This window comes from Parasedimentitalea huanghaiensis, from assembly GCF_009753675.1.
Lineage (GTDB): Bacteria > Pseudomonadota > Alphaproteobacteria > Rhodobacterales > Rhodobacteraceae > Parasedimentitalea > Parasedimentitalea huanghaiensis.
This window is the reverse complement of sequence record NZ_WQLV01000006.1, coordinates 24,053-43,245: the sequence shown is the minus strand read 5'-3', so window position 1 is coordinate 43,245 and position 19,193 is coordinate 24,053. Positions and strand designations below refer to the sequence as shown.

General features: G+C 54.9%; 18 protein-coding genes. 10 read left to right on the top strand and 8 right to left on the bottom strand.

The genetic code is table 11. The features are described from left to right. Positions 1–96 precede the first annotated feature (96 nt). Positions 97–414 carry a DUF3775 domain-containing protein gene (locus GO984_RS11105; RefSeq protein ID WP_138162965.1) on the top strand — a complete coding sequence of 106 codons (318 nt, stop codon included), beginning with the start codon at positions 97–99 and terminating at the stop codon, positions 412–414. A 132-nt stretch (positions 415–546) separates the two neighbouring features. Here the strand turns inward: GO984_RS11105 and GO984_RS11100 are convergent, their stop codons facing one another. The 4 genes from GO984_RS11100 to GO984_RS11085 are packed head-to-tail and all read right to left on the bottom strand — an operon-like array spanning position 547 to position 4,114. Further along, positions 547–1,689: a saccharopine dehydrogenase family protein gene (locus GO984_RS11100; RefSeq protein ID WP_157022613.1), complete on the bottom strand. Its 1,143-nt coding sequence runs from the start codon at positions 1,687–1,689 to the stop codon at positions 547–549. A 58-nt stretch (positions 1,690–1,747) separates the two neighbouring features. Beyond that, a complete protein-coding gene (locus GO984_RS11095; RefSeq protein ID WP_157022612.1) occupies positions 1,748–2,800 on the bottom strand; it encodes a saccharopine dehydrogenase in 1,053 nt (350 codons plus the stop codon). 11 nt (positions 2,801–2,811) lie between these two features. Next, positions 2,812–3,426 carry a glutathione S-transferase family protein gene (locus tag GO984_RS11090; protein WP_157022611.1) on the bottom strand — a complete coding sequence of 205 codons (615 nt, stop codon included), beginning with the start codon at positions 3,424–3,426 and terminating at the stop codon, positions 2,812–2,814. A 34-nt stretch (positions 3,427–3,460) separates the two neighbouring features. After that, positions 3,461–4,114 carry a histidine phosphatase family protein gene (locus GO984_RS11085; protein WP_157022610.1) on the bottom strand — a complete coding sequence of 218 codons (654 nt, stop codon included), beginning with the start codon at positions 4,112–4,114 and terminating at the stop codon, positions 3,461–3,463. Between the two features lie 170 nt (positions 4,115–4,284). Between GO984_RS11085 and GO984_RS11080 the strand changes: the two genes are divergently transcribed. After that, positions 4,285–5,481 carry a hydantoinase/carbamoylase family amidase gene (locus tag GO984_RS11080; protein WP_157022609.1) on the top strand — a complete coding sequence of 399 codons (1,197 nt, stop codon included), beginning with the start codon at positions 4,285–4,287 and terminating at the stop codon, positions 5,479–5,481. Here GO984_RS11080 and GO984_RS11075 read toward each other — a convergent pair. The 4 genes from GO984_RS11075 to GO984_RS11060 all read right to left on the bottom strand — a co-directional run bounded on the left by GO984_RS11075 (position 5,466) and on the right by GO984_RS11060 (position 9,940). After that, positions 5,466–5,693 (bottom strand): WGR domain-containing protein, encoded by a 228-nt coding sequence (locus GO984_RS11075; RefSeq protein WP_138162971.1) that lies wholly within the window; start codon positions 5,691–5,693, stop codon positions 5,466–5,468. The two genes, GO984_RS11080 and GO984_RS11075, sit on opposite strands and share 16 nt — an antisense overlap. 118 nt (positions 5,694–5,811) lie before the next feature. Continuing rightward, positions 5,812–7,257, bottom strand: coding sequence for a sulfatase-like hydrolase/transferase (locus GO984_RS11070; RefSeq protein ID WP_157022608.1), 1,446 nt, complete (start codon positions 7,255–7,257; stop codon positions 5,812–5,814). A gap of 80 nt (positions 7,258–7,337) precedes the next feature. Continuing rightward, positions 7,338–8,042 (bottom strand): response regulator transcription factor, encoded by a 705-nt coding sequence (locus tag GO984_RS11065; RefSeq protein ID WP_138162973.1) that lies wholly within the window; start codon positions 8,040–8,042, stop codon positions 7,338–7,340. Next, entirely contained in the window at positions 8,039–9,940 is a 1,902-nt protein-coding gene (locus GO984_RS11060) for a PAS-domain containing protein (RefSeq protein WP_157022607.1), read from the bottom strand. Before GO984_RS11060 ends, GO984_RS11065 begins: the two co-directional genes overlap by 4 nt. A gap of 225 nt (positions 9,941–10,165) precedes the next feature. Between GO984_RS11060 and GO984_RS11055 the strand changes: the two genes are divergently transcribed. From GO984_RS11055 to GO984_RS11020, 8 genes are all read left to right on the top strand, one after another. Beyond that, positions 10,166–12,139, top strand: coding sequence for an AMP-binding protein (locus GO984_RS11055; protein ID WP_157022606.1), 1,974 nt, complete (start codon positions 10,166–10,168; stop codon positions 12,137–12,139). Between the two features lie 91 nt (positions 12,140–12,230). After that, entirely contained in the window at positions 12,231–13,040 is an 810-nt protein-coding gene (locus tag GO984_RS11050) for an ABC transporter ATP-binding protein (RefSeq protein WP_157022794.1), read from the top strand. A 29-nt stretch (positions 13,041–13,069) separates the two neighbouring features. Further along, positions 13,070–14,065, top strand: coding sequence for a branched-chain amino acid ABC transporter permease (locus GO984_RS11045; RefSeq protein WP_157022605.1), 996 nt, complete (start codon positions 13,070–13,072; stop codon positions 14,063–14,065). 115 nt (positions 14,066–14,180) lie between these two features. Further along, the gene (locus GO984_RS11040; protein WP_157022604.1) at positions 14,181–15,257 is read left to right on the top strand and encodes a branched-chain amino acid ABC transporter permease; all 1,077 of its coding nucleotides are present in this window, start codon (positions 14,181–14,183) and stop codon (positions 15,255–15,257) included. 89 nt (positions 15,258–15,346) lie between these two features. After that, on the top strand, positions 15,347–16,630 hold the full coding sequence (locus GO984_RS11035) for an ABC transporter substrate-binding protein (protein ID WP_157022603.1): 1,284 nt from the start codon (positions 15,347–15,349) through the stop codon (positions 16,628–16,630). A gap of 118 nt (positions 16,631–16,748) precedes the next feature. Next, on the top strand, positions 16,749–17,585 hold the full coding sequence (locus tag GO984_RS11030; protein WP_157022602.1) for an ABC transporter ATP-binding protein: 837 nt from the start codon (positions 16,749–16,751) through the stop codon (positions 17,583–17,585). Between the two features lie 50 nt (positions 17,586–17,635). After that, positions 17,636–17,827, top strand: coding sequence for a hypothetical protein (locus GO984_RS11025; protein WP_209279403.1), 192 nt, complete (start codon positions 17,636–17,638; stop codon positions 17,825–17,827). 14 nt (positions 17,828–17,841) lie between these two features. Next, on the top strand, positions 17,842–19,044 hold the full coding sequence (locus GO984_RS11020) for a phenylacetate--CoA ligase family protein (protein WP_167740302.1): 1,203 nt from the start codon (positions 17,842–17,844) through the stop codon (positions 19,042–19,044). The last annotated feature ends 149 nt before the right edge of the window (positions 19,045–19,193 follow it).

Here is a 19,193-nt window from a genome sequence, read left to right as displayed (position 1 = left end):
ATCATTCATCGCGACAGGATTGTTCCAGATCAAAGTTTAACTGGAATACTGGTTTATCTGTTATGCTTAATCCATGCAGATAGAAGGAGCTGGGCCATGCTGGGAATTTCAGCCCGTAAAGTAGCACAGGTGGCGATGATGGCGCGGGAGTTACATCGGGCCGAAGGTGAATTGCGGGCCTTTATTGATCGTCTGAATGAAGATGAACAGGCAGAGCTGGTTGCGGTGATGTGGATTGGTCGCGAGAGCTTTTTTGCCGAGGATCTGGCAGAGGCGATTCTGACAGCCAGACGCGATGCTTCGACCCCCTGTGCCGACTACCTGTTGGGCTCACCCCATTTGGCGGATCATTTGGAAAATGGTTTGGATGCGCTGGGAATTTCAGCACATGAAGTCGAAGACGATCTAATGTAGTCCGTGCCTCGTGGCGGTGGGCGGTAACCGCAGCGCAATTGAGGGGTCAGCCCCTCAAACTCCCCGGGACATTTATGGCGAGATGAACAAGGGAACGGGGGCCCACATTTGGCAGGCCCCAGATTTGTTGGTTTATGCGTGATGGTCAATCAACTGGAGATGTTGAGCCAGTTTGCCAATCTCTTGCATCCACTGCGTGACCAGTTTGGGATCGCTAGGGGCGGCGTGTACACCAGCATCGATCTGGCCGTTCATCGCGGCCTCGATTGCAAAGGAAACCGGGATCGATACCAGGCGCGCCATGGCAGTACTGTCCTCGTTGCCCCAGGCATCCATGACATAGGTCTTGTGCCAGACTTCGGCGCCGTCTTTTTCAGCCCTTAGCGCAACACAGAGCACAACGCGATCAGGTTCGCCATCGTCATAGGCGTTGTCGTTCCAGAACTGGTCAGACATTTCCTTGAGCCGAGCGTCACCTGACGGGCCGGACAGAGTTTCGACCTCTTTGAAGACGCCGTCCCAGGCCTCAGCCCAGCCATTGAGGCGCAGGGTGCCGCGAACGAATTCCTTGACCGACCAGTCCTTGCCAAATTCGTACTGCTGCATGAATGGGATCGAGTCGCGGTTTGGGTAAACCTCGAAGCTTTCCGGTGTGGGCAGCGGCGCGGTGTAGCTGGAGATGGCATCCCAAGGGCGCGCAACATCCAGTGGCTTGTGGTCGCGGATCGAGCGAGACGGGGAGCGTAGGGCCTTGAGCACCCCAAGCGGCGACCAGCTGAATTTGTAGCGGAAATCATTGGCGATCTTTGGGATGCCACCACAGTACGAGATAAAGCTGATTTCGTTGCTGGCGTCATAGGCATCGGATGCCTTGTAATCCTCCACCAGCGCGTGGGCCATCAGGTGGTCGATGCCCGGGTCAAGGCCAACCTCGTTGATCACGGCGACACCGGCGGCGAGGGCCTTGTCGTTCAGTGCACGCATTTCAGGTGCGATATAAGACGACGAAACAAAATGCGCCTCTTTGGCGATGGCCAGTTCTGCCAGTTGCACATGCCAGTCGCCGGGCAACATCGAGACGACAACATCACCTTTGACGACGCGAGCACCCAGGCTGTCGATATCAAAAGCATGGATGTTCTGGGTCAGATCGCCAACGGCCTCTTGCGCCTTTGCGGTTGTACGGTTCCACACCGCAACGTCATGCCCTGCTTGAAGCAGGCGACGCAGACCGGGAATGGCCGAAAGGCCGGTGCCGCACCAGTGGATGGTCATGAGTGTTTCCCCCTCATATGAAGTTCATAAGCGCTGTAGCGGCCAAAGCCGTGTTTGACTAGTCTTTGGTGTGTTCGGCAAAGGTCATTGCTGCGCGTCCCCAGACACCTGCATCCAGATCAACCAACGTCAGCAGAGATGGCAGCAATTGTTCGGCGTAGTCTTCGGAGCTTTCAACAGGCAGCATCGAGGGCAGGTTGTCGATCGCCATTACGTCCAAAACAGGGTCAGTTGCCACTCGAAGGGCAGGCTCCTCCCATGTTGTGGCGCGATCATAGACCGGAACTGGGTTGTAATCACTGTCCGGGTCGCAGGCGACGTCGCCAATGGCGGTTAGCTTGCGTGGCGTGGTCAATGCGTCGCGCGGGACAAAAACCGGGGTGCCGGGGCGGGCAAAGATGCAGTTCAGGAACAGATCATGGTTCAGGATTTCGGGGAAGGGGCCCCCGGAGGATGTTTCAGCCATATCCCATTTGGTGACGTGTACGCCCATGGCTTCGCACAGGTCTGCTGCCCCGGTGCCAACCCGTCCCAATGCGCCGATAACAATGGCCTTGGGACGGTCGGATCTGGTCGCATCCAGTTCGCCACTGAGTTCTGCCAGTAAGCTGTCTTTGTTGGGGTAGACACCAACGGAACCGCAGCTTTTCCCATGTTGCTGGGCGGCCCAGGTTTTCAAGGTAACCGCCGCACCTGCATAGCCGGCCCAGTAGCCAAAGGCAGCGACACGGCGGCCCGCTTCATCCACTAGATATTCAAGATCGTACAGGGTACCACCACCTGCCTTGAATCGATCCAGCAGCGCCTTGCCTGAATGCTGCCCTTTGAAGGCATGGCCGAACATGATGTGGCGGTGCGGCAGCGGTGTTCCATCCTCAGGTAGTTCTTTCAGGCCAAATATGATGGCGTCAGTCGGCGCTTGTGACCAGCTGTTTTCCGGTGCAATATCACAACCCGCATCGACATAGCCCTGCAATGGAATTGCGCGGACCGAGCTTTCCTCGACTGTGACTTTGATCCCGGCATCCATCAGCGCCTTGGCGCCTTTAGGTGTCAGGCCAACCCGATCTTCGTTGAGCCGTTGTTCAGCCCGAACCCAGAGATGTGTCATAGTCATGTCCTTTACAGCATACCGGCCGCATAAATGGCGCGGACCGAGTCGCGTTGTTCCATTGCTGCCATGAATGATTTGATTTTGGGGAAGTCGTCAAGCGCAACGCCGTCGCCGTTCAACCAGGTGCAAACCAGATAGAGATAGCAATCCGCCAGACTAAGTTCATCACCCAGCACAAAGGGGCCGCGTAGTCCGTTTGAGGTGATGTAGGCGCAACAGTCGCTCATGGTCTGAGGAACCTTGGCGGCCATGTCTTTGTGCGAGGCCGGGTTGTCAGCCCAACGATGACCGCGCATTTTATGCGCATGCGCGACATGCATGGTTGAAGCGAGATAAAACATGACTTCCCGCATGCGCGAGGCCATCAGGGGGTCGGAAGGGCGCAGGCCTGACTGTGGCGCTAGATCAGCAATGTATTCCAGTAGCGCACCAGTTTCAGTCAAGATGCCGCCATCAACAACAAGTGCGGGCACTCGTCCTTTTGGATTGATTTGAGCATATCCAGACGAAGACTGTTCGTTCTTGGAGAAATCAATTTTGATGGCTTCATGTTCAAGTCCTGCCTCTTGCAAGGCAATAGCCACAGCGACTGAGATGGTGCCAGGAGCGTAATACAGTTGCATGTTAAATCCTTGTTATATTGAGACGGTGTTGAAATTACAGATGGGTTTGAGCGAAATGGCGATTGGGATTGTCCAGATGTGGCACTGCGTTGAACAGAACTGGGCAAAGGTGGCCATCAATCGGGTGCAACCGGTGCATGGAGGTGTTCATGATCGCCAGTGCCATTCTGGCCGTCGCCAACGTATCCAGCCCCAGTGCCAATCGCATCGCGATGGAAATCAAACCGCCTGAGGTTACAACCAATGCTGGTCCGTCCCCCGTGGCGATATCGGTCAGTGCACCGTTGACGCGGTTCTCAAAGTCCCGCCAGGATTCTGGTGGGTTTTCAATATCGTTCGCTTGCCAGGCCGCAAACACACGGGGCAGGTGCTGTACAAAACCTTCGCGTTCTGTGGGAATTTCGAGCCCATGCTGCTGCTCCATAAGCTGGGCGAGTGTGAAATACTCCATTTCATTGAGCCGCGGGTCTCGTGTGATGTTACTGGCGACACCCATGCCTTGCGCGGTTTCAATGTGACGAGTCAAAGTGCCACAGAACACGCGCGTATGATGGAGGTCACTCGCCTTCAGATGCTCACCTAACCAAGCCGCCTGCTGGTGTCCCAATGGGCTCAACTTATCATAACTGTCCTCATCCCGGGCACCGGTATTGGCCTGTCCGTGACGAATGAGTGTGATGTGAGACATGCGGCGGTTCCCTGTACTGATTGGCAAGTCTTAGGCGAGGTTTGCAACAGTGGAAAGAGAGCGTTTTGTTTGTTGCACATCTTTTGAAATTGTCTGGTAGTTGAGTAGCCATTGCCACAGGAAATCCGCCATGAAACAACGGATTGAAGTGATCGAAAAAGAGGCCGGATATGACTGTGAATGCTAAGAGATTTTTGGCCGATTTGCACAAGCTACGCAGCTTTGGGGCTTCGGGTATTGGCAAGGGCGTGGTGCGGCAGGCCTATAGTGATGCCGATCTTGCGTCCCGGGAATGGCTGGCCTCACGTATGGCTGACGCAGGACTGGACGTGCATTTTGACCCACTTGGCAATCTGTTTGGCCTTGGCGGCGAACGTTCCCTGTTGATTGGATCGCACAGCGACAGCCAGCCCGAAGGCGGATGGCTGGATGGGGCTTTGGGTGTGATTGCGGGCTTGGAAATTGCCCGCGCTGCCAAAGAAGCCGGTGCTGCTCCGATTTCAGCTGTCAGTTTTCAGGATGAAGAAGGCCGCTTTGGTGTGACTACGGGATCTGATGTCTGGTCGGAAAACGTATCTTTACAGCAGGCTGATGCGTTCACTGACAATGATGGGCTTACACTTGCTCAGGCACGGGGGCGGATGGCTGACCTGACAGGGCCCTTTTTACCCCATGATCGTTTCAGCGGGTTTCTGGAAATGCATATCGAGCAAGGCCCATCGTTGGATCAAAGTGATGATAGAATCGGTGTGGTCAGCAATATCGTTGGTATTCGTGACATGCGGATCAGTTTTTCAGGCCGACAAAACCACGCCGGAACCACTCCGATGCATTTGCGTCAGGATGCGTTTCAGGGACTGTCAGCCTTTAATGCTATGCTGAACAATCGACTGGCAGATGTGGTCACGCCAACAACAGTCTGGACCATCGGCCATGTGTCGCTTCACCCGAATGCCTCTTCTGTCGTGCCGGGGCAGGTAACCTTTTCGATGCAATGGCGAGATGAGGATGCCGCACGATTAAAGCAAATGGAGCAGGTCATTCACGATTTGGCCATGGAAACCGCCACAGAGCGCGGACTTGAAGTGACGCTTGGTCCGGTGATGGGGATCGAGCCGGTTGCGATGGACGCAGGTCTGCAGGACGCCTTAATCAAGTCCGCCGGGCAATCAGCTCCAAATCAGTGGCGTCGCATGCCGTCCGGTGCCTTGCATGATGCGTCGAACATGGCATCGGTGATGCCGGTCGCGATGTTGTTTGTGCCTTCGATCGGCGGCATTAGTCATGCCTTTGATGAAGACACTGATGAAGCAGACCTGGTTCTGGGACTAGAAGTTTTGGCAGGGGCGGCTCAGGCTCTGGCGTAACCGCGTTTCAACGCGCGGTTCCGGTACTGGTCGGCCGCTTTTGAGGCGTCGCGCAAATTGGCATAGTTGTTGATAACACTTTGTCCATTGCGTCCGGCGACGCCCCATTCGCGCAGAACCGAGACCTCAGAAAAAAGGTTCATCGCCAGTTCAACGCGATAGAAACGGGGGATCCGTGCGGGGATCTGGCGGTAGAGTAGACAAGTGGCCATCCTTGAATCGTAACGTGGGCGATTCGCGACAGCAAGTCCCAGAAGCCATGGAGGTGTTGAATTCCACCGTTTCTGCGAAAGAAGTCTGACGAGAAGCGCTCGCGATTAAGGCGAAAGATTAGTCGTAGCCATCGAAATCCTGCCCCGGTTGTATGTTGGGAAAGGCCGCCATGCTTTTGGCTAGATTGGTAAGAATTCCAGTCACCGGCGTCATAACCCAGGCATGTGCAAAGCCTTCGTTGCCCCAAAGCTCAAACTGCTCACTGGGATCTTCCTTGATGTTATAAACCTGCGGAAAAGTGTGCTTTTTGATCTCAGAGAACGACGCCTCAGCAGTGAAAAAATGGACCTTTAAATCCCGCCACTTCACGGCAAACACATCATCGCCGACAAATGTAACAATGTGCTCGCGATTGGAGACCTCCTGCTCGCCAAGGATAAAGGCACTCTGATCAATACCATCAATCGGACGGTCTGTTGGGATGCGCCCCGCTTCGCCAACCAAAGTTGCAAGTGTGGGGTATATGTCCAGAACTGAGATGATTTCGTTGGTGACGACACCGGCCTGAACTTGGCCGGGCCAGCGGATCATGCCCGGTGTCCGCATGCCGCCTTCAAAGCCGGTGCTGAGCGCGCCCCGCCACGGGCCCGTCGACCCACCGACTTCTCCGGTTGCATAGCCAAGGCCCTGCGGGAGTGTTCCCGGCCCGTTGTCTCCGGTGAGAATGACAATCGTATCATCGGTGGCATTAACTGCTTCAAGCGTTTGCAAGATGCGGCCAATGTTGTGATCCACTTCGTATTTGATATCCGAATAGTATCCCGCGCCCGAAACTCCATCGAAATCCGGATGAACCACCCACGGAGGGTGAAACTGCGTGAACCCGACATAGAGATAAAACGGATCATCCCCATTGGCATTGTGCTGGATATAATCGACAGCTCGATCTGTAATTTTCTGGTCAAACGTTGTTTTGCCCGGGATGTCGTAAAGCTCGGTTTCATATGATGGTGCGCCCTTTTTACCCTCCCAAAAGTGGGGCGTGGCGGCGACTTTGGGATCAAACTCCGGAGTGGAGGTATAGGCCGCAGCGTTTGATCCTTCGTTGATGCCCCACCATTCGTCATAGCCCTGATCGCTTGGGTGGCGACCTATCTGGGACCCAATGTGCCACTTTCCGAACAGGGCAGTTTTGTACCCGGCGTCAGAAAGGAGCTCAGCGATAGTGTATTCCCAAGGGGCAAGCCCGTCTGGTTCACCCGGTGCTGCAACTTTCTGGGTTCCAGAGCGAATTGGTAAGCGACCTGTATGGATAGCCGAGCGGGTTGGAGTGCATTGATTTTCGATGTTGAAATTCAAAAACCGTGTGCCTTCGGCGGCAAAGGCATCGATAATAGGCGTTGGAACTGTGCTTCCCTGTACGGATATGTCGCCCCAGCCCCAGTTATCGACCAGCAAGTAGATGATATTTGGCTGCTTGGTCTGCGCGAACGAAGGGCTTGCAACACCGAACAGCAAGGCCGCGAAAGTGATTGCAAATAACTGACGGCTGAATGGGCGCATAAGAAATACCTTTGTTCTGAAGGTGCTGACACTAGTCCAGTCTGACCATAGTTCAGGGGGCACTCATTGCAACGGTCCAATCAACTCCAGCTGACATCCCCAAGGAAAATGTAGCCTGCACCGTAGATGGTTTTGATAAGGCGAGGATTTTTGGGATCTTCGCGTAGCTTGGTCCGCAACCGTGAAATACGTACATCCATCGCCCGGTCAAAGCTATCCCCGGCAGCGCCGCCCAACATTTCCTGCATCTGTGCCCTTGAGATCAGCCGCTTGGGGCTATCAAGGAACAACCGCAGGACTTCGCCCTCAGCGTGGGAGAATGGTGTTTCTTCGCCCTTGTCATCTTCCAGCATGTAGCGGTCGAAATGGGCGGTCCAGCCGGAAAACTGGGCAGTATTCCCTGACTGTGTTGTTTGACGCGGTCCACTGCGCAATCTTGCCCGGACCCGGGCCACCACTTCGGCAGGGTCAAAGGGTTTGGTGATGTAATCGTCTGCGCCCAGTTCCAACCCAGTGACCCGGTCCTGCACCTGTGCCCGGCCTGAAATGATGATTACTGCCGCGCCCTGTTCCAGTGCTAGCCTGTGTACAAGCGCTAAGCCATCAGTATCTGGCAGCGACAGATCTACTAAACAAACATCTGGCGTTACTCGTTTCAGTGAGGCCTCAAATTCGCGGGCTCGCGAGAAACTCTGGGTGCGAAAGCCAGCTTCATCCAGCGCATCGGTCAAGATCCGTCGAATTTCGGGCTCGTCATCCAGAATGGTGATCAGGGGCGTGGTCATGCCGTGGTCTCCGGGTTGAGCAGCGCAGAGAGCTGGTCAGTGGTAAAGGGTTTTTGCAAGACAGGGCCGTGTCGCAGTGCGGTCTGGTGCAGGGGGTCATTTACCGGCAAAGATGTCATCAGCAGGCAAGGCAGATCTGATCCTTGCATGCGGGTCAACAGGTCCAGCCCAGTCGCATCCCCTTGCAGGTGGATATCTGACAGGATCAGAGAAATATCGGGCAAGTCAGCGGCCAGCGCGCAGGCTTCGTCAACCGATGTTGCCTCGATCACTGAATATCCCAGATCAATCAGCATGTCCCGGAACGTTGCGCGTAAATCTTCGCTGTCCTCAACCAACAGCGCAAGACCGCCGCGGGCGTCGGGGGCCGCTCGGTAGGGTAGTCGTAGGGTGACACTGGCACCCGAGACCGTATTGCCGATGTGCATATCGCCGCCTGCCAATTTTACGGTGTCATAGACCATCGGCAGGCCCAACCCCGACCCTTCACCCCCTTTGGTGGTGAAAAACGGGTTCAGTGCTTTGTCCAATGCAGTTGAGGAAAATCCGGGGCCGGTGTCGTTGACGCTGATTTCTAACCAAGTTTCACCGACAGTATGGGCGCTGACCGTGATCTGACCACTTGTCCCGCAGGCGTCACGGGCATTCAGGATCAGATTTAGCAGCGCGTCTTGCAACATTCCCGGATCCAGCAATACCGCCGGGTCAGGCGTGTTATCCAATACACTCAACCCAACCGCTTGCGGCAGGGACGGCGTGGCCAGAATTTTCAATTCACGCAACAGTGCGTGCATGTCAGTGGCGCGGGGGCGAAGAGTTCGATTGCCGGTCATATCGGCAATCCGGTTCAACAGACGTCCGCCCCGACGTGCCGCTGACAATGTGGCCTGCACCAGATCACCGGACTCCGTGGGTAACCCCAATTTCTCTAGCTTGCTTTGCATTCCCAGAATGATGGTGAGCAGGTTGGAGAAGTCATGTGCCAATCCGCTGGTCATCTGTGCCGCCATTTCGCGACGGCGTGCTTGTTGCAAGGCAACGCGGGTTTGGGTTTCTTCGGTGATATCCATGGACAGGATATAAACCCCGCCCGACGGATCTGGGGTCAGAGCCACCCGAATACGGTGACTTCCGTGGTCTTCGGTGAATTCGAAAACTGGGTTCTTGCCCTGATAGGCTGCGCGCAGATGAGGCTCAATTCGGGCGTAGGTTGAATCTCCCAATGCGTCACGCATGTGAAGGCCCAGGATCTTGGAGGGTCGGCCCGGAAACACCGCGCTTAGGCGTCGGTTGGTGTAGGTGTAGTGTCCATCCTCATCAACGTGTGCGATATGGGCAGGCATCATTTCTGTGGTCAATCGGGTGCGTCGCTCGATTTCGGTCAATTGGCTTTTGATTTCTTCCAGTGAACTATTCGACGCTGCCAATTCACGGTTGGTGGCTGAAAGCTGTTCAGTGTGGGCCAGCACCTGCTCTGACAATTCCTCGGACCGGGCGCGCAACAGATGTTCAACCTGTTTGGTATGGGTGATATCGGTATAAACAGTGACCCAGCCGCCATTTGGTAAGGGCGCACCTTCAATGGAAATCATCTGGCCGTTGCCACGTTCGCGTTCCAGATAGTGCGGAACAAAGTCTTTGGCCTGATCCACCCGTTGTTGCACCAGGTCGTCGATATCTTCTACGGGGCCATATTCGCCGCTTAGGGCGATAAATCGGATGGTGTCGTCAAAACGGGCGCCGGGGGTGACCAGATGGTCGGGTAGGGCAAACATTTCTTGGAAGCGGCGGTTGCACACAGCCAAATTCAAGTCGTCATCATAGATAGACAGAGCCTGTGCAATCAGGTTCAGCCCGGCCATGGTCATCGCGGTTGTTTGCTTGTTGGCTTTGTCCATCCTGATCTCCCGCCGCTAGGGCTAGCACCGCTGAGCCCTTTGGCAAAGGGGGCGCGGCAGAATTGCGCAGTCTGCCAACACCTCCGGCGAGCTGTTACAATTCGTAACAATTGGGAAAACTTCACGAAAAAGTTGACGGACAATCATTGTGTCGTCCCTAATCGGGGACAGAATCGCGCAATGCGATCAGTTCGGCCGGGAGGGCCGGAGTGGGAGGAGAATACATTGGCTCAGACGCAGTCGGGCGCCGAGGGACTACTGTCCCTGCCGGCGCTGCTTCAACGCAATGCGAAACAGTTCGCTCATTCACCCGCCTACCGGGAGAAGGAATTTGGCATTTGGCAATGCTGGAGCTGGGCCGAGGCGGAAAAAGAAATCGAGGCTTTGGCGCTGGGTCTGATCAACCTTGGCGTCAACAAGGGCGACTTTATCGCCGTGATTGGCCGCAACCGTCCCTATATGTATTGGTCGATGGTTGCCGCCCAATCGGTCGGCGCGATCCCAGTGCCCCTGTATCAGGACGCCAACGCAGAAGAGATGGCCTATGTGCTAAGCCACTGTGGTGCGCGTTTTGTTGTTGTTACCGATCAGGAGCAGGTCGACAAGGTGATCGAGGTGCAAGATCAATTGCACCAGTTCGAACATCTGCTGTATCTCGACCCACGCGGGCTGCGGAAATACGACCACTCGCAACTCCACCAGTACAGCCATGTGCAGGATCAGGGCCGCGCGGCTTATGATGAATTTATTCCTGAACTGAAAAAACGTCGTGACGAGCTGACCTACGACAGCACCTGTGTGATGCTGTACACCTCAGGTACTACTGGCAAGCCCAAGGGCGTGGTGCTTTCCAATCGTAACGTGATTGAAAGCGCCAAAAACGCATCTGAGTTTGATAAACTTGGATTGGACGATGAAATTCTGGCCTATCTGCCGATGGCCTGGGTTGGCGATTTTATCTTTTCCGTTGGGCAGGCTTACTGGACCGGGTTCTGCGTGAACTGTCCGGAAAGCGCTGAAACCATGATGACCGATCTGCGCGAGATCGGCCCGAGCTACTATTTCGCACCACCGCGAGTGTTTGAGACCCAGCTGACCAACGTGATGATCCGGATGGAAGATGCCGGTAATTTTAAGCGCAAGATGTTCCATCACTTCATGGCCCATGCCAAAAAAGTAGGACCGGCCATTCTGGATGATAAACCTGTCGGGTTTATGGACCGGATGAAATATGCGCTCGGCGACTTTCTGGTCTATGGACCACTGAAAGATACGCTTGGCTTTGGCAAAGTACGCGTTGGTTATACCGCTGGTGAGGCCATCGGACCCGAGATTTTTGAATTCTACCGTTCGCTGGGTATTAACCTAAAGCAGCTCTATGGTCAGACAGAGGCCACGGTGTTTATCACGGTGCAGCCAGACGGCGAAGTGCGTGCTGACACTGTTGGTATTCCTGCACCGGACGTAGAGATCAAAATCGCAGACAACGGCGAGATTTTCTATCGCTCGCCCGGCACCTTTGTTGAGTATTACAAGAACCCAGAAAGCACTGCAGACACCAAAGACCCCGAAGGCTGGGTCGCCACAGGTGATGCGGGTTTCTTTGAAGACAAGTCAGGGCATCTGCGCATCATCGACCGGGCCAAGGACGTTGGCAAAATGGCTGATGGCAGCATGTTTGCCCCTAAATATGTCGAGAATAAACTGAAGTTCTATCCGGATATTCTGGAGGCAGTGCTGTTCGGTAATGGCAAGGATCGCTGTGTTGCCTTCATCAACATCGACTTGACGGCGGTGGGCAATTGGGCCGAACGCAACAACATCGCCTATGCATCGTATCAGGAGCTCGCGGGTCATCCAAAAGTGCTGGCAAGCATTCGCGAGCATGTGTCCACGGTCAACAAATCTGTGGCCGAAGATCCGATGTTGTCGGGCTGTCAGGTGCATCGTTTTGTGGTGTTACACAAAGAACTGGATGCGGATGACGGCGAAATGACCCGCACCCGCAAAGTGCGCCGCCGCATTGTCGAGGACAAGTTCGCTGACATCATCGCCGCGCTCTACGACGGCTCCGAGACCATCTCGACCACGACTGAGGTGACATATGAAGACGGTCGCAAAGGTGCAATCAGCGCCACACTGGAAATTGCGGATGCCGAGGTTGTGTCCTCGATGGGGCACAAGGTAGCGGCAGAATGATCATCGCAAGGACAGGAGCCGCTGCGCGGCACATTCAGGCCTGCGGCGCGAGTATTTCCGGCAAAAAGAAGGGCGCGGAGTCGTGAAAGATATGCAGGACGGTTATATCACTGAAGACGGCCGCAAGATTGGCGGCGTAGTGATGGAAATGAAGAACATCACCCTGCGTTTTGGCGGTGTGGTGGCGATCAAGGACATCAGTTTCGACATTCGTGAGGGAGAAATTCGCGCGATTATCGGACCTAACGGTGCCGGCAAATCATCAATGCTGAACGTGATCTCTGGGTTCTATGTGCCGCAAGAAGGTGAAGTTTGGTTCCACGGTAAACCGCGGCCCCAGATGCGCCCCTATGAGGTTGCACAGCAAGGGATCGCGCGGACGTTCCAGAATATCGCGCTGTTTGAAGGCATGAGTGTGCTGGACAACGTGATGACCGGGCGGCTGTCCTACATGAAATCGGGTCTGTTCTCGCAAGCCCTGTGGAAGGGCAAGGCAGAGGCCGAAGAAGTGGCGAACCGTGAAGTTGCTGAAAAGATCATCGACTTTCTGGAAATCCAGCACATCCGCAAAACACCCGTGGCGCGGTTGCCTTACGGGTTGAAAAAGCGGGTGGAACTGGCGCGCGCGCTGGCGGCCGAACCCAAACTGTTGCTGCTGGATGAACCGATGGCGGGCATGAACGTCGAGGAAAAAGAGGACATGAGCCGCTTTATCCTGGATGTGAACGACGAATTTGGCACCACCATTGCCTTGATCGAACACGACATGGGCGTGGTGATGGATCTGTCCGACCGGGTGGTTGTGATGGACTACGGTAAAAAGATTGGCGATGGCACACCGGACGAAGTCCGCAACAATCAGGCAGTGATTGATGCCTATCTGGGGGTGTCGAGTGACTGATTTTCTGACAGACATGAGAGGACGTACTGATGCCTGATCAGTTTCTATTCGCCACCGAGGTTTTCATCAACGGGTTGATGGCCGGGGTGCTCTATGCGCTGGTAGCGCTTGGCTTTGTGTTGATTTACAAGGCTTCCGGAATTTTCAACTATGCCCAAGGTGTTATGGCGCTGTTTGCAGCGATGACGTTGGTGGGGATCATGAATGGCCAGGTGCCGTTCAGCCATATCATCAACGCGGTGTTTGGCACAGAGATCCATCACTTTGGCTGGCATGTGCCGGCGTTTCTGGCGATCATTTTAACAGTGGGCGTGATGGTTGGCTTTGCCTGGCTGGTACAGCGATTGGTGATGCGCCATCTGGTTGGGCAAGAGCCGATTATCCTGTTTATGGCGACAATTGGTCTGGCTTACTTCCTTGAAGGCGTTTCCGACCTGATGTGGGGATCCGAGATCAAGAAGCTGGACGTTGGCCTGCCGCAGGGAGGATCGTTCTGGATCGAAGACATGACCGCCGGTCTGGGCAGTGAAAATTTCTATGGCTTCTTTATCGACAATCTGGACATGGTGGCGACCATCGTTGCGGCGCTGTTGGTGGTCGGGCTGGTGCTGTTTTCACAGTACACCAAACAAGGCCGCGCTATGCGGGCTGTGGCGGATGACCATCAGGCGGCATTGTCGGTTGGTATTTCGTTGAACTTTATCTGGGTGCTGGTCTGGTCGGTTGCGGGTTTCGTCGCGCTGGTTGCAGGTATCATGTGGGGCACAAAATCGGGCGTGCAGTTCTCGCTATCGTTGATCGCACTCAAGGCGCTGCCAGTGCTGATGTTAGGTGGTTTCACCTCAATCCCTGGCGCCATTGTAGGTGGCTTGATCATCGGCGTGGGCGAGAAAATGTTCGAATTCTGGATTGGCCCGCTGGTTGGCGGTGCAACCGAGAACTGGTTCGCCTATGTGCTGGCGCTGTTGTTCCTGGTGTTCCGTCCGCAGGGGCTGTTTGGGGAGAAGATCATTGAAAGGGTTTAATACCGATCCGATCTTCGCCGCTTGTTTTGCCAAGGTAGGCAAAGCCGCATCAAAGACGAAACAACACAATGCAGCGGATCTAAACCGTTCGCAGGAACAGGGGAGCATCTAAGTCATGTTCTATCGTGAAGCCGGAGATTTCAAAACCTCCTACGAACAAGACAGCCAGACCTTCCCGATCAAGTTTGACCGGTTCCGGTATTATGCTGTTCTGGCGATTGCCTTTCTGGTGGTGCCGTTTGTTATCAATGACTACTGGGCCAATGCGATCCTGCTGCCGTTTCTGATCTATGCAATTGCCGCAATCGGGCTGAACATTCTAGTGGGCTATGCTGGTCAGGTTAGCCTGGGGACCGGTGGTTTCATGGCGGTGGGGGCCTATGCCTGCTACAAGTTCATGACCATGATGCCCGAGGTGTCCATGTTTGTGCACGTGTTGCTGGCGGGGGGCATGACAGCCATTGTCTGCGTGGTCTTTGGCCTGCCCAGCCTTCGGATCAAGGGATTCTATCTGGCGGTGGCAACACTGGCGGCGCAGTTCTTTCTGGTCTGGTTGTTTAACCGGGTGCCGTGGTTCTACAACTATTCGGCCTCTGGCCAGATCAGCGCCCCAGAGCGCGACGTGTTTGGCATCATGATCACTGGCCCCAACGCACCGGCTTGGGCGACCTATATGTTCAGCCTGATCTTCCTGACCCTTTGTGCTCTGGTTGCCCGCAACCTGACACGCGGCACCATTGGCCGCAGCTGGATGGCGATCCGCGACATGGATATCGCCGCTGAAATCATCGGAGTGAACCCGCTGAAGGCGAAACTGACCGCCTTTGCTGTGTCAGGCTTCTTTATCGGTATTTCAGGCGCGCTGTTCTTCTCGGTCTATCTGGGCGCGGTGGAGGTCGGCGAGGCCTTTGGTATCACCAAGTCGTTCTTGGTGCTGTTCATGGTCATTATTGGCGGGCTGGGTTCAATCTTTGGCTCCTTCGCCGGTGCCGCCTTCCTGGTGTTGCTGCCGGTGGTGCTCAAGGTTGTTGGTGTCGATGTTCTGGGCTGGCCAACAGATATCGTTGCGCATTTTCAGTTGGTTATTGTCGGCGCATTGATCATTGTGTTCCTGATCGTCGAACCACACGGTCTGGCACAGCTATGGCGTGTCGCAAAAGAAAAACTACGACTTTGGCCTTTCCCGCACTAGCGGGGCAGGCATCTGAGCTGCGGGGGAATAATAAGATCAAGCCCCCGTTTTCATCCACATCGGATAATACCATGGGAGGATTAATACCGATGAAATTGAAACTGACCACTCTGGCGCTCGGCGCCGTGATGGCCGCCGGGCCTGTAATGGCTGACCTGGTGTTTCCATCGCTTAGCTATCGTACTGGCCCTTATGCTGCTGGCGGCATTCCCTTTGCGGATGGCTATGCTGACTATTTCACCCTGCTGAACGAACGCGATGGCGGCATCGGCGGTGTGATGACCAAGCTGATCGAATGTGAGACCGGCTATAACACCGAAAAAGGTGTTGAGTGCTACGAGTCCACCAAGGGCGAAGGCGCGCTGGTTTATCAACCACTTTCGACTGGTATCACCTATCAGCTGATCCCCAAAGTAACTGCTGACAATATCCCACTGCACACCATGGGTTACGGTCGGACTTCGGCTGCCAATGGTGAAGTGTTCTCGAACGTCTTCAACTACCCTGCCAACTACTGGAATGGTGCGTCGGGCGTTGTGAACTACCTGTTGGAATCCAACGGTGGTGACCTGAAGGGCAAGAAGATTGCTCTGGTTTACCATAACTCGGCATACGGCAAAGAACCGATCCGGACATTGGAAGAACTGTCCGCTAAACACGGTTTTGAACTGATGGCACTGCCCGTTGACCACCCTGGTCAGGAACAGAAAAGCCAGTGGCTGCAAATCCGCCGCGAGCGTCCGGATTTTGTGACCATGTGGGGCTGGGGCGTGATGAACCAGGTCGCCATTCAGGAAGCAGCAAACATCCGCTTCCCAATGGAAAACTTCATCGGCGTTTGGTGGTCCGGTGCTGAGCATGACGTGATGTCTGCAGGCGATGCGGCTGATGGTTATAAGGCGCTGACCTTCCACAATGTTGGTCGTGACTTCCCTGTCTTCCATCACATCCAGAAATATGTGGTTGATACTGGCAAGGCAGCAGGCGCTGGCGATCAGATTGGTACTGTTTTGTATAACCGCGGTATGTATGCAGCGATGCTTGCAGCCGAGGCCGCCAAGACAGCCCAAGGCATCCACGGCACTGCTGATATCAACGCCGCTATGATGCGCGATGGCATGGAAGCTCTGGAAATCAACGAAGCGAAAATGGCTGATCTGGGCATGCCCAACTTTGGCCCCTCGTTCAATGTTTCCTGTGAAAACCACGGTGGCCCCGGCCTGGTTGGTGTGACTCAGTGGGATGCGTCCAGCAAGACTTGGTCGTTGATCTCTGACTTCAAACCAACAGACGGCGACGTGATTGGTGCATTGGTTGCCGAAGATTCCGGTGCCTATGCAGCGGAAAACAAGATCACACCAAACTGTAACTAAACGGCAGGATCCAGAGCCTGCTCTGGGTCCAACCAAAACTGGTGTGGCGGTCCGCCGCCATACCAAACTCCGCCAAGAGATCCGGGATCTAACCCGGAACGGATGAGGACAAGTTCTGATGCTGGATGCAGCCAAAACAAGTGATGTGCAGACCGAGACCTTGCTAGAGGTCAACAACATTGAGGTGATCTACAATCACGTGATCCTGGTGTTGAAAGGTGTCAGCCTGAATGTACCCAAAGGGGGCATTACTGCTCTTCTGGGCGGAAACGGGGCTGGAAAAACGACCACCCTCAAGGCGATTTCGAACTTACTACGATCCGAGCGTGGTGAGGTGACCAAGGGGTCTGTGAAATACCGTGGTCAGGACGTGCACGAAGAAGACCCGGCCGCACTGGTACGCCAGGGGGTGATCCAGGTGATGGAAGGCCGTCACTGTTTTGAACACCTGACAGTTGAAGAAAACCTGATGACTGGCGCCTATACTCGCGCCGATGGCAAGGCTAACATCGCAGCTGATCTTGAGATGGTTTATAGTTATTTCCCACGACTGAAAGAGCGGCGCAAATCGCAGGCGGGTTATACGTCGGGTGGTGAACAGCAGATGGTGGCTATGGGCCGCGCCCTGATGAGCCGCCCAGAAACCGTGCTGTTGGATGAGCCTTCGATGGGCTTGGCGCCACAGCTGGTTGAGCAAATTTTTGAGATCGTGAAATCGATCAACGAACAGGAAGGCGTGACTTTCCTGCTGGCTGAACAGAATACCAACATGGCGCTGAAATATGCCCATTACGGCTATATTCTGGAATCGGGCCGTATCGTAATGGATGGCCCTGCGGCCGAGCTGCGCGAAAACCCTGATGTCAAAGAATTCTACCTGGGCATGTCCGACGAAGGCCGCAAGTCCTTTCGCGATGTGCGCTCTTATCGCCGCCGCAAACGGTGGCTGAGTTGATGATCAAAAACCTTATAGATCATCGAAAGCGCCCATACCGATGGAAGGCTGTGAACGCAGTTGTCGAAAGCACTTGGCATGACAACAGTTGTGAAGATGCAGACAAGGTTGCGGTCGGTGATGAGATGGTTGGGCTTTGTGAAGAGCGTAGGAACATCTCTGTGGCTGAGGCCATGACTTGGGGGATGTCGATGAAAGAGGAAGTGACTCTGTACCTTTACGATCAAGGACAGGGAATTTAATGGGCGGAAACGGGATGCAACTCTCTTATTATGACACATTGGAAACCCGCTCGGCCGATGAACGCGCTGCGGCCCAACTGGCTGGTTTGCGTGATCAAATCACCCGCGCGCGCGCGGCCAAAAACGCCTGCAATCTGGATGGCCCAGACATTCAGGACTTCTCGGATCTTGCACAATATCCGGTTCTGCGCAAATCGGAACTGAGCAAATGGCAGAAAGAGAACCCGCCATTTGGGGGCATAGCAGTCTCTAACGTTGCGCATGTCTTTCAGTCGCCCGGCCCGATCTATGAACCCGGTGGCATCACCCATGATTGGTGGCGCATGGGACGGTTCCTGCATGCCTGTGGCATTGGGGCTGGCGATGTGGTGCAGAACTGCTTTGGTTATCACCTGACACCAGCCGGGATGATCTTTGAAAGCGGCGCCCGCGCCGTTGGCGCAACCGTTCTGCCGGCAGGCACTGGCCAGACCGAATTGCAGGTTACTGCGGCTCGCGATGTTGGCGCTACCGCTTATGCGGGGACCCCGGATTACCTGAAGGTGATTCTGGACAAAGCCGATACCATGGGGATCAAACTCAACTTCTCCAAGGCGGCCGTTGGCGGTGGGGCACTGTTCCCTAGTTTACGTCAGGAATATGCTGATCGCGGCATCGCTTGCTTGCAATCATATGCCACTGCGGATCTGGGCAACATCGCTTACGAAAGTGCAGCGATGGAGGGCATGATCGTCGACGAGAAAGTCATCGTCGAGATTGTTACTCCGGGAACGGGCACGCCTGTTGCGCCGGGTGAGGTCGGCGAGGTCGTCGTCACCACGTTGAACCCTGATTATCCGTTGATCCGCTTCGCCACTGGCGATCTAAGTGCGGTGATGCCGGGCAACAGCCCCTGTGGCCGCACCAACATGCGGATCAAGGGCTGGATGGGACGTGCCGACCAGACCACCAAAATCAAAGGCATGTTTGTGCGTCCCGAACAGGTGGCAGCACTGGTTGAAAAACATGACGAGATCATCAAAGCACGTGTCATCGTTTCCCGCGACGGTGAAATGGATGCGATGGCGGTGCAGATCGAGGCATCTGGTGGAGATGACATGGCCTATGCCCGTTCAGTGATCGACGTTCTGAAGTTGAAAGCCAGAGTTGATGTGGTGGCCCCGGGCAGCCTGCCTAAAGATGGGTTGGTGATCGAGGATCAGCGTAAGTACGACTAATTCGCAGGAACAATCGAATTAGAAGCCCCGGGTGTAGTCTGCATCTGGGGCTTTTTGTCTGCCCTGATCTTTCGATCTGGAGTTTCCGAGCGAAATGGTCGCATAAGAGGGCTGTAATTCAACAAAGCCGGGTCAATCCAGCCGTGAGC